Source organism: Nautilia lithotrophica, assembly GCF_054656815.1.
On the sequence record NZ_BAAHXN010000001.1, the window covers coordinates 454,743 to 467,421 of the forward strand.

General features: G+C 31.1%; 18 protein-coding genes. 12 read left to right on the forward strand and 6 right to left on the reverse strand.

The window, feature by feature from the left end; all coding sequences use genetic code 11:
* Positions 1 to 14: 14 nt before the first annotated feature.
* From fliP to ACYQ19_RS02335, 3 genes are read right to left on the reverse strand one after another with little or no spacing between them, the layout of a single operon-like run.
* Positions 15 to 743, reverse strand: coding sequence for a flagellar type III secretion system pore protein FliP (gene fliP, locus ACYQ19_RS02325; RefSeq protein ID WP_459977817.1), 729 nt, complete (start codon positions 741 to 743; stop codon positions 15 to 17).
* Between the two features lie 7 nt (positions 744 to 750).
* Positions 751 to 1,527 carry an OmpA family protein gene (locus tag ACYQ19_RS02330; protein ID WP_459977818.1) on the reverse strand — a complete coding sequence of 259 codons (777 nt, stop codon included), beginning with the start codon at positions 1,525 to 1,527 and terminating at the stop codon, positions 751 to 753.
* A gap of 8 nt (positions 1,528 to 1,535) precedes the next feature.
* A complete protein-coding gene (locus ACYQ19_RS02335) occupies positions 1,536 to 2,303 on the reverse strand; it encodes a motility protein A (protein WP_459977819.1) in 768 nt (255 codons plus the stop codon).
* Positions 2,304 to 2,350: 47 nt separating this feature from the next.
* On the opposite strand from ACYQ19_RS02335, the gene glmU reads away from it, so the two are divergent.
* From glmU to truA, 7 genes are read left to right on the forward strand one after another with little or no spacing between them, the layout of a single operon-like run.
* Positions 2,351 to 3,634, forward strand: a complete 1,284-nt coding sequence (gene glmU / locus ACYQ19_RS02340) for a bifunctional UDP-N-acetylglucosamine diphosphorylase/glucosamine-1-phosphate N-acetyltransferase GlmU (RefSeq protein WP_459977820.1) — start codon at positions 2,351 to 2,353, stop codon at positions 3,632 to 3,634.
* Entirely contained in the window at positions 3,631 to 4,773 is a 1,143-nt protein-coding gene (gene coaBC / locus ACYQ19_RS02345) for a bifunctional phosphopantothenoylcysteine decarboxylase/phosphopantothenate--cysteine ligase CoaBC (protein ID WP_459977821.1), read from the forward strand. The genes glmU and coaBC overlap by 4 nt, the downstream gene beginning before the upstream one ends.
* Positions 4,754 to 5,449: a hypothetical protein gene (locus ACYQ19_RS02350; protein WP_459977822.1), complete on the forward strand. Its 696-nt coding sequence runs from the start codon at positions 4,754 to 4,756 to the stop codon at positions 5,447 to 5,449. Before coaBC ends, ACYQ19_RS02350 begins: the two co-directional genes overlap by 20 nt.
* A 1-nt stretch (position 5,450) precedes the next feature.
* Positions 5,451 to 6,113: a di-trans,poly-cis-decaprenylcistransferase gene (locus ACYQ19_RS02355; RefSeq protein WP_459977823.1), complete on the forward strand. Its 663-nt coding sequence runs from the start codon at positions 5,451 to 5,453 to the stop codon at positions 6,111 to 6,113.
* 30 nt (positions 6,114 to 6,143) lie between these two features.
* Entirely contained in the window at positions 6,144 to 6,890 is a 747-nt protein-coding gene (locus ACYQ19_RS02360; RefSeq protein WP_459977824.1) for a prepilin peptidase, read from the forward strand.
* A complete protein-coding gene (locus tag ACYQ19_RS02365; protein ID WP_459977825.1) occupies positions 6,883 to 7,854 on the forward strand; it encodes an LptF/LptG family permease in 972 nt (323 codons plus the stop codon). The genes ACYQ19_RS02360 and ACYQ19_RS02365 overlap by 8 nt, the downstream gene beginning before the upstream one ends.
* 8 nt (positions 7,855 to 7,862) lie before the next feature.
* A complete protein-coding gene (gene truA / locus ACYQ19_RS02370) occupies positions 7,863 to 8,564 on the forward strand; it encodes a tRNA pseudouridine(38-40) synthase TruA (protein ID WP_459978236.1) in 702 nt (233 codons plus the stop codon).
* Here truA and ACYQ19_RS02375 read toward each other — a convergent pair.
* The 3 genes from ACYQ19_RS02375 to ACYQ19_RS02385 form a co-directional block, all read right to left on the reverse strand.
* Positions 8,530 to 9,231 carry a polysaccharide lyase family 7 protein gene (locus tag ACYQ19_RS02375; RefSeq protein WP_459977826.1) on the reverse strand — a complete coding sequence of 234 codons (702 nt, stop codon included), beginning with the start codon at positions 9,229 to 9,231 and terminating at the stop codon, positions 8,530 to 8,532. The genes truA and ACYQ19_RS02375 overlap by 35 nt on opposite strands.
* A 135-nt stretch (positions 9,232 to 9,366) precedes the next feature.
* Positions 9,367 to 9,915, reverse strand: a complete 549-nt coding sequence (locus tag ACYQ19_RS02380; RefSeq protein ID WP_459977827.1) for a restriction endonuclease — start codon at positions 9,913 to 9,915, stop codon at positions 9,367 to 9,369.
* Entirely contained in the window at positions 9,912 to 10,214 is a 303-nt protein-coding gene (locus tag ACYQ19_RS02385; protein WP_459977828.1) for a hypothetical protein, read from the reverse strand. Before ACYQ19_RS02385 ends, ACYQ19_RS02380 begins: the two co-directional genes overlap by 4 nt.
* A 67-nt stretch (positions 10,215 to 10,281) precedes the next feature.
* Between ACYQ19_RS02385 and ACYQ19_RS02390 the strand changes: the two genes are divergently transcribed.
* The 5 genes from ACYQ19_RS02390 to ACYQ19_RS02410 all read left to right on the forward strand — a co-directional run bounded on the left by ACYQ19_RS02390 (position 10,282) and on the right by ACYQ19_RS02410 (position 12,512).
* On the forward strand, positions 10,282 to 11,187 hold the full coding sequence (locus ACYQ19_RS02390; RefSeq protein WP_459977829.1) for a tyrosine-type recombinase/integrase: 906 nt from the start codon (positions 10,282 to 10,284) through the stop codon (positions 11,185 to 11,187).
* A 98-nt stretch (positions 11,188 to 11,285) separates the two neighbouring features.
* A complete protein-coding gene (locus tag ACYQ19_RS02395) occupies positions 11,286 to 11,609 on the forward strand; it encodes a hypothetical protein (protein WP_459977830.1) in 324 nt (107 codons plus the stop codon).
* Positions 11,609 to 11,833, forward strand: a complete 225-nt coding sequence (locus tag ACYQ19_RS02400) for a hypothetical protein (RefSeq protein ID WP_015902102.1) — start codon at positions 11,609 to 11,611, stop codon at positions 11,831 to 11,833. The genes ACYQ19_RS02395 and ACYQ19_RS02400 overlap by 1 nt, the downstream gene beginning before the upstream one ends.
* A gap of 64 nt (positions 11,834 to 11,897) precedes the next feature.
* The gene (locus tag ACYQ19_RS02405) at positions 11,898 to 12,083 is read left to right on the forward strand and encodes a hypothetical protein (protein WP_459977831.1); all 186 of its coding nucleotides are present in this window, start codon (positions 11,898 to 11,900) and stop codon (positions 12,081 to 12,083) included.
* Positions 12,084 to 12,089: 6 nt separating this feature from the next.
* Positions 12,090 to 12,512, forward strand: a complete 423-nt coding sequence (locus ACYQ19_RS02410) for a ComEA family DNA-binding protein (RefSeq protein ID WP_459977832.1) — start codon at positions 12,090 to 12,092, stop codon at positions 12,510 to 12,512.
* The last annotated feature ends 167 nt before the right edge of the window (positions 12,513 to 12,679 follow it).

Consider the following 12,679-nt stretch of genomic DNA (forward strand, 5'->3'; position numbering starts at 1 on the left):
TTCTCCATTCTCAATTATTTAAAGCTTTGCACAAGCCCCATAACAATCAAATTCCATCCATCAACCAATACAAACACCAGTATCTTAAACGGCAGACTTATCATAACGGGAGGCAACATCATCATACCTAAACTCATCAAAATCGAACTTACAACCATATCTATAATCAAAAACGGCAAGAATATCAAAAAACCTATTTCAAAAGCAGTTTTAAGTTCACTAAGCATAAAAGCAGGCACTAGAATAGTCAACGGCACATCATCTATCGTTTTTGGATTTGGAAGATGCCTGATTCTGAAAAAAAGAGCCAGATCTTTTTCCCTGGTATTTTTTATCATAAATTTTTTAAATGGCTTTACCGCTTCATTAAAAGCCTGGTCATATCCTATTTTTTCTTCCATATAAGGCTTGATTCCGGTATTATAAGCCTGCTTTGCATACGGCTCCATTATAAAAAACGTAAGAACAAGTGCCAGTGAAACAAGAAGTGTAGTCGGTGGTGACTGAGGCGTTCCAAGCGCTTGACGTAAAAAACCAAATACCACTAAAAGTCTTACAAAAGACGTCATTACCAAAACAATGCTTGGTGCTAAGACTAAAAGCGTTAAAAGAATAGTAATATTTAAAACACTAACAAGCTGTTTAGGTGTCTCAGGTGCCGTAAGTGAAAGATTAACGGTTGGAATTTGTGGTGCGGCCGCAAAAATGAAAATAGGAATAAGTATTAAAAACAGCTTTTTCATTTATCCCCTATTTTTTAACGTTATCAAGGACTGATTTTTCAATTTTATTTTGGTTTTGTTTTTTCTTTGAGAAAAACCATATTTCAACTCTCCTGTTTTTCGCTCTACCTTCAGGTGTAGCGTTGGCGGCAATAGGATGATATTCTCCGTATGCAGCGGCACTTAATTGCTTAGGATTAACCCCGTCTTTAATTAAAATTTTAAGAACGCTTATAGCCCTTGCGGCACTTAATTCCCAATTGTCTGCATATGGTGATGTTGGAGGTGGTGGTTGATTATCGGTATAACCTTTAATCTGAATTTCAATATTTTTAGGTAAATATTCTTTTATAATAAGAGCTATTCTTTTTAAGAATAATAATGAGTCTTCATCCGTAATCTGAGCGCTTCCGGGTTTAAATGTAATATCGGCTGGAAGTCTAATAAAAAATCCTTCTTCTCCCTCTTCTAACACAATAGCAGGACCTTTACCACCTGCAGTAAATTGTCTAAACTCAGCAACTGCTTGAGATAATTTATTAACCGTTTGAGCAGTTTCGTCTGTCTTTTCAATAGGTGTGGCTTTTTGAATTCTGTTACGGCTAACTTCTGTTTGTGTTCCGCCTTCAAGCACGCTTAATGCACCTGCAAGAGAACCGATTGCTTCTTTTACCTTTTTTGCATCCATAGTGGACATAGATAATAATAAAACGAAGAAACATAAAAGAAGACTCATCAAATCCCCGAATGTTGCCAGCCACCCCGGCATACATTTCGGACATTCGCATTTACATTTTTTAGCCATTAATTATCCTATTCAAATTGTGACTTTCTTTGAGCTGGTGGTAAGAAACTTAATAGTTTTGCTTCAAGAGTTCTTGGATTATCCCCAGCTTGAATAGACATAATACCTTCAATAATCATGGTTTTAGCAAGAATTTCATCATCGTTTCTGAGCGCTAATTTATTCGCAACCGGCGTTCCGAAAATGTTACCGATCATCGCACCATAAAGTGTCGTAAGTAACGCAACCGCCATCGCTGGACCAATTGCAGATGGATCTGACATGTTAAGAAGCATCGCAACAAGACCTACAAGTGTCCCAATCATCCCCATCGCACCGGCAAGTCCAGCCCAGTTATCAAAAATTGCAGCCATTTTTTTGTGTCTAGCATCCATCTGCTCAAGATCAATCTCAAGCAGTTCTCTGATAGTATCGGGCTCATTACCATCCACGGCCATTGAAAGACCTTTTTTTAAAAACTCATCCTCTTCGTTTGCCGCTGCCTGTTCAAGAGAAAGTATTCCATCTCTTCTTGCCTGAGTGGCGTAATCTACAAGTTTTTTGATCAATTCTTCATAATTTGGCTGATATGAAGGTTTGATAGCAATCATAAAAACTTTTGCGAATTTTGTCATCATTTCCATTTTATTGGAAATGAAAAGAGTCATAATTGAACCAAGAACAACGATTAATATCGACTGACCGTCGATATATGGACCAACACCCACCCCCATTGCCATTGCGGCAATAATCAGACCGAGCGCGCCAACCAGCCCGATAACGCTTGCTAAATCCATTAAAATAGCCTTTTTTGCTATAATTATAACAAAAAAAGGAAAATTGTATGCTCCAAATTATAATTTTAGCCGCAGGCAAAGGCACACGTATGAAATCCTCTACTGCAAAAGTGCTTCATAAACTTTGCGGCAAAAATATGATTGAATACATTATTGAAGAATCCTTAAAATTAACACATAATATTGACATAGTTTTAAACCACCAGTTTGAAAAAGTAAGTGAAATTGTTAAAAATTATCCTGTAAATATATTTAAGCAAGATTTAGAAAAATTACCGGGCACTGGAGGTGCATTAAAAGAAGTTCCTATCACTGGTAATAAAATATTAATATTAAATGGCGATATGCCTTTGATTAAAGCAGAAGAATTATCAAAATTTCAAGAAATTAACGCAGATATAGTAATGAGTGTAATGAAACTTGAAAACCCTGACGGATACGGAAGAGTTGTAATTGAAAACGGCAATGTTAAAAAAATAGTAGAGCAAAAAGACGCAAACGAAGAAGAACTTAAAATTCCTTACGTAAATGCCGGAGTATATCTGTTTAAAAAAGAGGTTTTAAACAAATACCTGCCAAAACTATCTAATAACAATTCACAAAAAGAATATTATCTTACTGACATTATTGAAATGGCCGAAAACGACGGCTTAACAATAAAAGCAATCGAAGTTGACGAAGAAAACTTCAAAGGTGTTAATTCCAAAAAAGATTTAGCCCATGCAGAAGAGATAATGTGTAAAAGAATTAGAAATTTCTGGATGCAAAACGGAGTTATTATGCATCTTCCTGAGACGATATATATAGACGCATATTCAAGTTTTGAGGGAGAATGCGAAATAGGAAACGGCTGCGTAATTAAAAAAAGTGTAATAATAGAGAGTGAAATAAGACCTTTAAGCGTAATTGAAGAAGCGGTTATTAAAAATTCAGGTGTGGGGCCAATGGCCAGAATCAGACCAAAAAGCGAACTTATAAACACACACATCGGAAACTTCGTAGAAGTAAAAGCGAGTAGATTAAACGGCGTTAAAGCCGGGCATCTGAGTTATCTCGGGGATAGTGAAATAGATGAAGGCACAAATATCGGGGCCGGAACTATTACATGTAATTACGACGGAAAAGCCAAATACAAAACCAAAATCGGAAAAAACGTTTTTGTCGGAAGCGACACACAGCTTATTGCACCTGTAGTTATTGAAGATGACGTTATGATTGCAGCGGGAAGCACAATAAACAAAGACATAAAAAAAGGTTCTCTTGCAATCAGCAGGGCACCTCTTAAAATTATCAAAAACTTTTATTATAAATTCTTCGGGAGAGAAAATTGAACGTTTTAATTGGTATTACAGGCAGCATAGCAATATATAAAACATGCGAACTTATAAGACTTTTTAGTAAAAGCGGTCATAATGTCCGTGTGGTAATGACACAGGCGGCTTCTAAATTCATCTCCCCCCTTACTTTCGAAACGCTTACACGTCAAAAAGTTTTGATTGAACAAAACGAAGATTGGTCGAGTGAGCTTAACCATATCGACTATGCAAAATGGGCGGATATTTACATAATCGCTCCGGCAACGGCAAATACAATAAATAAAGCTGCAAACGGAATAGCTGACAACTTGCTTTTGCAGACATACCTTGCTTGTAAAGCTCCCGTTCTTTTTGCACCGGCTGCAAACACCAATATGTATATGCATATAACCACTCAGGAAAGTTTTAAAAAACTTACAATTATAGAAGCAAACGCAGGGCTTTTGGCATGTGGGGACGAAGGTATAGGTAAAATGGCCGAACCTGAAGAGATATATCTCAAAGCTTTAAGACTAATCAACAAAGATGAATTCTGGGAAAACAAAAAAGTGGTGATAACCGCCGGAGGTAGTGTAGAGAAAATTGACGACGTAAGATTTGTTAGCAACTTATCAAGCGGCAAAATGGGAGAAGCTTTGGCAAAAGCCTTTTATATAAAAGGTGCCGATGTAACTTTAATATCAAGCAAAAACCATAACCTTACAAAAGAGATTAACCAGATAAAAGTCCAAAGTGCGGAAGATTACTATAAAGAAATACTTAACACCAATCCCGATTATCTGATTATGGCTGCAGCTATTGCTGATTTCAAACCAAAATACACTCCCGGTAAACTCAAAAAAGACTCAATCGGTGAAAAAATGATTCTGGAAATGGAAAAAAACATTGACATATTAGAATCACTAAAAGAAAAAAATTTCAAAAAAGTAGGATTCAAAGCCGAAAGAGATGAAAAAAATGCCGTAAATTACGCAAAAAAAGCCCTAAAGAAAAAAAATCTTGACGCAATATGTTTAAACCTTCTTACAAAAAACGATTTCGGAAGCGATGAAAACGAAATTATTTTTATAACCGAAAACGACAGCACTCTTTTTGCTCAGGATTCAAAAGAAAATATTGCCCTAAAGCTTGTTGATGCCGTTAAATGTATCTAAACTAGGAAAAGTTTTAAAAACTTTAAACAGATTAGAAGGCATTAAGGAGTTCAACGCCACCCTGCCCGTTCAAATTGAAGTCAAAAAAGAAATAAATCCTATAAGATACCTGATTAAACTCGGTAACAGGGAAGTTGAAACAAAAAGCAGTATTCCTCTTGAAGTGGGGAAAAAATATTTTGCCCAAATCAAAGAAATAAAATCCAAACTTCAAATAAGCAATTTAAAAGAAATTCCTGAAATTTTAACAATATTGGACAGAATTAAATTCCTTAATGAAAAAGACAAAACATTTAAACTGCACACTTTCTCAAAAGATGAAATTTTACAACATCTTGCAAATGCAAACAATAAAACCGAATTTGTTTTTTTTACCAACATTTTAATGGCTTTTGGGCAAAAAATTTTTCATTTAATCATAAATGAAAAGAAAAAAGCCCTGATACAATATAAATATACTAAAAACAAGGTAAAATTTTATGCCGTTTTCAACCATCTAGGAGAAATTGAAGGTGAAATCACAACCGATTCATTAACCGTATATTCACCTTACAGCGCTACATTACAATTAATAGAACTTTATAAAGATGAACTTGATTTGGAAGTTTTTTTATACAAAAAAGAAGCAAAACCTTTGTATGTTTTTGCGGAAAATTTACTCAATTTAAAGGTATAAAATGCACTTGGCTATAATAATGGACGGCAATGGAAGATGGGCTAAAAAAAGAGGGCTCAAAAGAATAGAAGGGCATAAAAAAGGTGCAGAAACCGTTAGAAAAATCACCGAATATTGTGCTAAAAATGAAGAAATTTCAATTTTAACGCTATATGCATTTTCAACCGAAAACTGGAAAAGACCAAAAATGGAAGTTGAATTTTTAATGAAACTTTTAGATAGTTATCTTGAAAAAGAACTTGAAACATACATAAAAAACGACATTAAATTTGAAACGATAGGTGATATTTCAAAATTTTCGGATAAACTAAAAAAAAGAATAGAACTTACAAAAGAGAAAACAAAAAACAATAAGAAGCTTACCCAGGTTTTGGCATTAAATTACGGCAGTAAAAACGAAATAACAAGAGCTGTTAAAAAACTGATTGAAAAAAACGAAGAAATTACAGAAGAAAATATTCAAAACAACCTGGATTTGCCAAGAGATGTGGATTTATTAATCAGAACAAGCGGGGAAATAAGACTTAGCAATTTCCTGCTTTGGCAATGCGCATATGCCGAAATGTTTTTTACAAGCACACTTTGGCCGGATTTTACTCCTGAAGAACTTGATAAAATTATAAAATCATACCATTTAAGAGAAAGAAGATTCGGAGGCATATAAAAAATGAAAAATTCAAATGGAGAATAGAAAATGGATAGTATAGAACTGATTTTTGTTTTTTTACTAGGGATTTGTATAGGTAGTTTTTTAAATGTCGTAATATACAGAGTTCCCAAACAAAAAAGTATCATAAATCCGCCCAGTAGCTGTCCAGCTTGCGGAGCTAGAATAAAACCATGGCATAATATACCTATAATCGGATGGTTTATTCTTAAAGGAAAATGTGCAAGTTGTGGTGCAAAAATTTCTATAAGATATCCTATTATAGAAGTTTTAACGGGACTTATCGCAGTAATAGTTTATAAAAAAACAGGATTAAATATATTTTTTGTAATAAATTTTGCAGTTTTTGCAACACTTTTGGCACTTAGTATGATTGATTTTGATTATAAAGCCGTGCCTGATTCATTAAATTTGCTGGCTTTAACTTTAGCCTTTTTTACTAATACGAATATTATTGACAATTTTACCAATGCACTGATTTTGATGGGGGGTATGAGCTTAATAAGATATTATGTTTCATACATAATAAAAAGAGAAGCCATGGGTGAAGGTGATGTTATAGTTGCAGGAACAATGGGTGCATTACTTGGAATAAAGCTTGCACTTGTTGCAATTTTTATAAGCTCTGCCATTGCAATCATTCCGTCGATATACAACAGAATTAAAAACAGCGATCTTGAATTACCTTTTATTCCGTTTTTGGCACTAGGGACTTTTATCGTCTGGATTTTCAGTGACTATTTTACAATGCTTTGGAGCAGTATATATGGATAAACTATCAAAATATCTTGTTTCCGGTTTCTGGCCTATATTTATAATGATTTTTTTGATTCTTTTTTTAATTACTTCAATTATTATTATTATTTCAATAGCAAATATTACCGCCAATATTCATATAACTTTTGGTGAGCTTTTTAAAATGTATATGCTCTCTTTACCTAAAGTATTATTTATAACCCTTTCCATATCTTTTTTTATATCTGCAGTTTCTTTATTTGCAAAACACAGCGAAACACAAGAACTGATAGCCCTGTTTTCATCCGGTGTGAAACCATTTAAATTGTTAAAACCATTTTTATTTTTATCTTTTTTACTTACTTTTGTGAATTTAATTATTTTATTTCTTTCTATTCCTTATGCAAAAACCGCATTTATTAATTTCAAAAACCAAAAACAACAGGTAGCAAAATTTAATTTTCAAACCTCTCAAGTGTCCCAAAGATTCGGTAACTGGAATATTTTTACCTCATCTAAAAACGATAAAACATATGAAAACATCATTCTTTACAACAATAAAGAAGATGAACTTATACTTGCTAAATACGCGCAACTTAAAAACAAAAACGGATATTTAAATTTCGAACTGAAAAAAGGAAACGTTTATGTTTTTAACAAAAATACAATTATAAATTTCAATAAAATGCAGATTAATCAGCAAATTCCAAAAAGCAGTTATTCTATTTTCAGGTTTTCCGAATATTTTAAAAAATTTAAAAAACTTTTCGCTTTTTATCTTCCTTTTGCATTGTTACCTGTTGCTCTGATATTTTTTATTCCACCTATTTCATTTTTTCATCCCAGAATTCATAAAAACAGATCCTTAATCTATGCGATTTCTTTAATTGTGGCTTATTTAGTTGTTACCAAAGTTTCTTCTTCACTAATTGTTAACTTTTTGATTTGTGTATTATTCTTAATTATTGGATTTATCTTTTATAAAAGGAAAACACCATTTTAAAAGCAATCATTAGTTATGACGGAAGCAAATTTTACGGAATGCAAAAACAACCTGACAAATTAACCGTGCAAGGAACAATTGAAAACGCATTAAAAAAACTAAATATCAATTCCGAAATCATGCATGCTGGCAGAACTGACAGAGGAGTTCACGCATTAAACCAGGTAATAAGTTTTAAACTTCCATATTTTTGGAAAAAAGAAAAATTATTAAAAGAACTAAATAAAATATTACACCCGCACATTCATATAAAGAAAATTTATAATGTAAATGACAATTTTAATCCCAGATTTGACGCAAAAAAAAGAAGTTACAGATATATTTTAACCCCAAATTTCACACCATTTAATGCAAATTACACTACTTTTTACCCTACTAAGATTAATATAGACCTCATTAAAACCGCACTTAAATATTTCGAAGGTGAACACGATTTTGAATATTTTGCAAAAACCGGAAGCAGTGTAAACAATTACGTCAGAAAAATATATAAAACAGATATTTATAAATATAAAAACTTAACAATTATAAAAATCGAAGGAAACGGCTTTTTAAGAGGACAAATAAGACTTATCGTAGATTTTGTATTGAAAATAAATGAAGGCAAATTAAGTATAGAAGATTTAAAAAAACAGCTCTCAAAAGAAAAACTCATCTCAAAACACTTAGCACCACCTAACGGACTTTATCTTGAAAGAATATGGTATTAGTTTTAATATCATAAAAAACGGCTTTACTGCATCCTTTACACTGATTATATACACCTAATTTAAAATAGTTATAGTATCCCCTCCAATACGAAACATTCCTAAATATACGCTTATCATTAAACATTATTTTTAATATATTCTTTTTGACTTCGATTCTTATTTTTAATAATCCTGCAGATTTTCCCAATGGTATCTTTTCGTATCCCGTTTTTTTATAAAGGACGGCATATATATAATTTTTATGATTTTTATATTTTTTTAACCATACTATTCTTAAAAGAGGCTTATTTGGTGCACTTGAAATTTTAGAATCCGCATGAATTTGTAAAAATGTAAATTCTTCACAATCCAAAGGAAAAATTTTTGCTTTTATCTCTAAAAACACACCTTTTTTATTCTCAACCTTCCACTCTTTTCTAAACCTAAACTCACTTCTTTTTTTATATCCGCAAATATTAAATACCGCTTTTTTATCTTTTATTTGAAAATATTTATTCTTTATTTTGTTTTTAAATTCACCATATTTAATTGAATAAAGAGGATTGTATTTACTAGTAGGTGCTTGTAGTTTTACAGAACTATTGAGTAATTGCTGTAATGAGTAATAATCTTTTGCATAAAGACTGATATTAAAAAATATATAAATAAAAAAAAGAATAATTTTCATATTTACTCTTTTGGTGACAGACACCTAATTATTAGATTTTTGGTTGCGGGGGCAGGATTTGAACCTGCGACCTTCGGGTTATGAGCCTTTCTGCGTTGATTTTGATGAGATTTTTTAGTTTCATTTTTAACCTTTTTATATTATATTTTTATAGTTTATTGGTTTTATTATTATTTTGTAGTCTATATATTGATTATTTTTTATAAATTTATATGCTTCTTTATCTAATAATGGTTTTGACATTATTATTAATGCTTTCCATTCAAAATTTTTTATTTCATTTTCTTTTATCCATTTTAAACAGGAATTTAAAAATTTTATTACATATTTTTTTGTTATTTTATATTTGTTTGTTTTCCAATCTTTACATTGTATTAATAAAATTTCTTTTGTGTTTATTGCTATTAGATCTATTTTGTTATCGTTTAATCCTTCATGAATTCCATTATATAATACTTGATATTTTTGTTTTTCATATATTTTTCCTATATATTGTTCGTATTTTTTACCTTTTTTTATTTTTTTATATTCTTTAAGTGCTTTTTTATCATTAAAAATTACATAACTTATAAAATATTTAATATTGTTTTTTAACTCATCTTCTCTTGTATAGTATTTATTTTTTGGATCATTATATTCTTTTTGTTTTTCATTTATCCATTTTTTAAAGTTTTCAAAAATCATTTTTCCATTTCCTCATAAAGTTCTGCCATGATTTTATAAAAAAACTTTTTTTGTTTTTGTTCTGGAAGTTTTTCAAGAGCTTCGCATATTTCCGCACAAATATCGTTTCCGTTTATCATAATTTTATTATGATGACCTACAATATTATTATTTCCGTTTATTGTAATACCCCCGTTTTCAGTTTCTAATCCTTTTAAAACTAACTCTACTAATTTTGGTTTTGTTTTTTTCCAATTATTCCATGTATTTCTGTGTATTTTGATTATTTCAGATATTTTTTCTGCACTATATTTGTTCATTTTCTTGACTTTTGCATAATTATTGTGTTACAATTATTGTGCTATTAAATTTTGGGGGTAACAAAAAATGAGCTGTAAACTTAATCATAAGCACTCCTTAACATTTGATGAACTTTTTTCAGAATACTGCGAAATAATGAAACATACAATGACGCCACATACTCTTAGAACTAAACAATCTTATTATAAAACTCATTTCGGGCATAAATATGGTCACATTATTATAACAGATTTTAAATACAAAGATGCACAATTATTTGTTAATGAACTTCTTGATAAAGGTCTTCAGCCAAAAACTGTTAAAAATATTATTGATATATTTAAGGTGCTTTATAAATATGCAATAATGAATGAATATTGCGAAAAAAACCCTTTTGAATTTGTTCAGTTACCAAAATTTGATAATAGAATTTATTTTAATTTTACTGATGAAGAAATTAAAAGATTTATTTATACTGCAATAAACTTTCCAAATGTAAAATTCAGAGGAATTTTTACTTTTTTACTTCATGGAAGAAGACTTAATGAAGTTTTATCATTAACTTGGGATCATATAGATTTTGAAAACAAACAATATTTTATCCCTCCGAAAATTAATAAAGCTAAAAAACTTATGTCTTATCAAATGACTGATATTCTTGAAGATATTTTATTAAGACAAAAAATTATTAATGATGTAGAGTGTCCACGATCTGAATATGTTTTTCCTTCTTCTGTAACTTGTCAAAAAATAAAAGACATTCGTAAACAATTTAAAAAATTACTTCAATATGCAAACATTAATAAAAAAATGAGAATTCATGACATAAGACACTTAGTGGCGTCTTATGCCATTAATTCTTTAGGATTAAGTGTTGAAGAGGTTTCATATACTCTTGGTCATACATCTATTGAGATTACTCAAAGATATATTAATCCAAGAGCTGAAATAAGTAAAAAAGTTGCTGAACGGATATTAAATTCCGTTCTTTAATTTTTGGGTGGTTGGGTGGGATAGATAGGATCGGAAGTTGCCCCCGATTTCCGATCCTTGCAAAACGGGGGCTAAAAAAATAAATAAAGGGGTTTAAAATGACAACATTTCTTATTGGACAAATTATGGGTGTTAAACAGCAGGAAAGAAAAAAAAGTGATGGTTCCACTCAAGTTTTTACATTGGTAAATATTTTTAATCAGTTACAAGATAATGATGGCTTTCCAGTTACTGTATCTGAGAATGTTCAGTTTCCTATTGAACATTTTACTACATTAATGGGTTATAAAGGTAAATATATTGCAATTCCTTATACGAGTTTAAGCACGAAAAACGGAAATTATATGTTTCCAAATTCTGATATGCAATATCTGATTTTTGATAAAAATCCATTAGATCTTGCAATTAATAAAGGTAAATAATGAATTTTATTTTTGATAAACAAAACTTCAATAATCCGGTTAATTTAGACCATGTGGTCGGGATTTTTGCTCCCGACACACCTACTAAAGAGGGGCATTATTATATCTTATTTTATACATTAGGGTCAAAAAATATTTTTTGGACTTATAACACTAAGGAAGATCGTGATTTTATTTTAAATAATTATTTTCTATCACTTTTTAATTTTATCGAAAAGGACTAACTAAGTGCTTAATTAAGCATTTAATTAGCCCTTTTGGGCAAATTAAACTTTTAAGGAGAGGAAAATGAAAAAAGCAATGTTAGTTCCATTTGCTTTAGGTTTAGCTGCGGTTTCAAGTTTTGCTGACACTGTTTACGGTGCTGATATTACACCTGATTACACAAACTTTTATGCTGCTGTTGGTCTTGCTTTAGGTATTACTATTGTTGTAATGCTTGCAAGAAAAGCAAAATCTTTCTTAAGAAGTTAAGGGAAAATGAAAAAATTCGTTCTTCCCTTTTTTCTTTTTACTACATTATTGTTAGCTGAAGGTGATTATTCAGGCGTTCATTTTACTGATGTTGAAGAAAACATGACGCTTTTATTGGTAAATCACGCTGATTACAATACTTTATATGGGATATTAAGAAATTCAACTGATGTAAAAAATATTTTAAATGAAAGATACAATAATCGCGATAATGGTGGAATTACTTCTATTGAGCAGTTAGATGACATTTCTTATATTAGTGGTAAAGATCTTTATAAATTAAAACAATATGCCTATAAGTGGACGGCGGACATAATTATAGATCCACGATTCGGAACTACTTATCCACAAACTAATTTTCTTTATGGATTAAGTGGAATTTTAATTGGATTTATAGTTATGTTCGGCTTTATAAGAGCGGTTTTATAGATAAAGGCGCACAGGAAACTGTTTCGGATTTTTCAGCTTTTTTCGCGGTCGCCGTCAGGAAGTTATGTAAGCCGATATCAGCGACCGCAAAAAAGCGAAGAAAAATCGGAAACAGGCAAACTGGCGCACTCCCGCCGAGCAGGCGTCAGAGATTAACGAAAATAGCG

Excerpts from the sequence above, each read along its gene's own strand:
- fliP (WP_459977817.1), bottom strand. The coding sequence starts at position 743 with ATGAAAAAGCTGTTTTTAATACTTATTCCTATTTTCATTTTTGCGGCC.
- ACYQ19_RS02330 (WP_459977818.1), bottom strand. The coding sequence starts at position 1,527 with ATGGCTAAAAAATGTAAATGCGAATGTCCGAAATGTATGCCGGGGTGG.
- ACYQ19_RS02335 (WP_459977819.1), bottom strand. The coding sequence starts at position 2,303 with ATGGATTTAGCAAGCGTTATCGGGCTGGTTGGCGCGCTCGGTCTGATT.
- glmU (WP_459977820.1), top strand. The coding sequence starts at position 2,351 with ATGCTCCAAATTATAATTTTAGCCGCAGGCAAAGGCACACGTATGAAA.
- ACYQ19_RS02350 (WP_459977822.1), top strand. The coding sequence starts at position 4,754 with ATGCCGTTAAATGTATCTAAACTAGGAAAAGTTTTAAAAACTTTAAAC.
- ACYQ19_RS02355 (WP_459977823.1), top strand. The coding sequence starts at position 5,451 with ATGCACTTGGCTATAATAATGGACGGCAATGGAAGATGGGCTAAAAAA.
- ACYQ19_RS02360 (WP_459977824.1), top strand. The coding sequence starts at position 6,144 with ATGGATAGTATAGAACTGATTTTTGTTTTTTTACTAGGGATTTGTATA.
- ACYQ19_RS02365 (WP_459977825.1), top strand. The coding sequence starts at position 6,883 with ATGGATAAACTATCAAAATATCTTGTTTCCGGTTTCTGGCCTATATTT.
- ACYQ19_RS02375 (WP_459977826.1), bottom strand. The coding sequence starts at position 9,231 with ATGAAAATTATTCTTTTTTTTATTTATATATTTTTTAATATCAGTCTT.
- ACYQ19_RS02380 (WP_459977827.1), bottom strand. The coding sequence starts at position 9,915 with ATGATTTTTGAAAACTTTAAAAAATGGATAAATGAAAAACAAAAAGAA.
- ACYQ19_RS02385 (WP_459977828.1), bottom strand. The coding sequence starts at position 10,214 with ATGAACAAATATAGTGCAGAAAAAATATCTGAAATAATCAAAATACAC.
- ACYQ19_RS02390 (WP_459977829.1), top strand. The coding sequence starts at position 10,282 with ATGAGCTGTAAACTTAATCATAAGCACTCCTTAACATTTGATGAACTT.
- ACYQ19_RS02395 (WP_459977830.1), top strand. The coding sequence starts at position 11,286 with ATGACAACATTTCTTATTGGACAAATTATGGGTGTTAAACAGCAGGAA.
- ACYQ19_RS02400 (WP_015902102.1), top strand. The coding sequence starts at position 11,609 with ATGAATTTTATTTTTGATAAACAAAACTTCAATAATCCGGTTAATTTA.
- ACYQ19_RS02405 (WP_459977831.1), top strand. The coding sequence starts at position 11,898 with ATGAAAAAAGCAATGTTAGTTCCATTTGCTTTAGGTTTAGCTGCGGTT.
- ACYQ19_RS02410 (WP_459977832.1), top strand. The coding sequence starts at position 12,090 with ATGAAAAAATTCGTTCTTCCCTTTTTTCTTTTTACTACATTATTGTTA.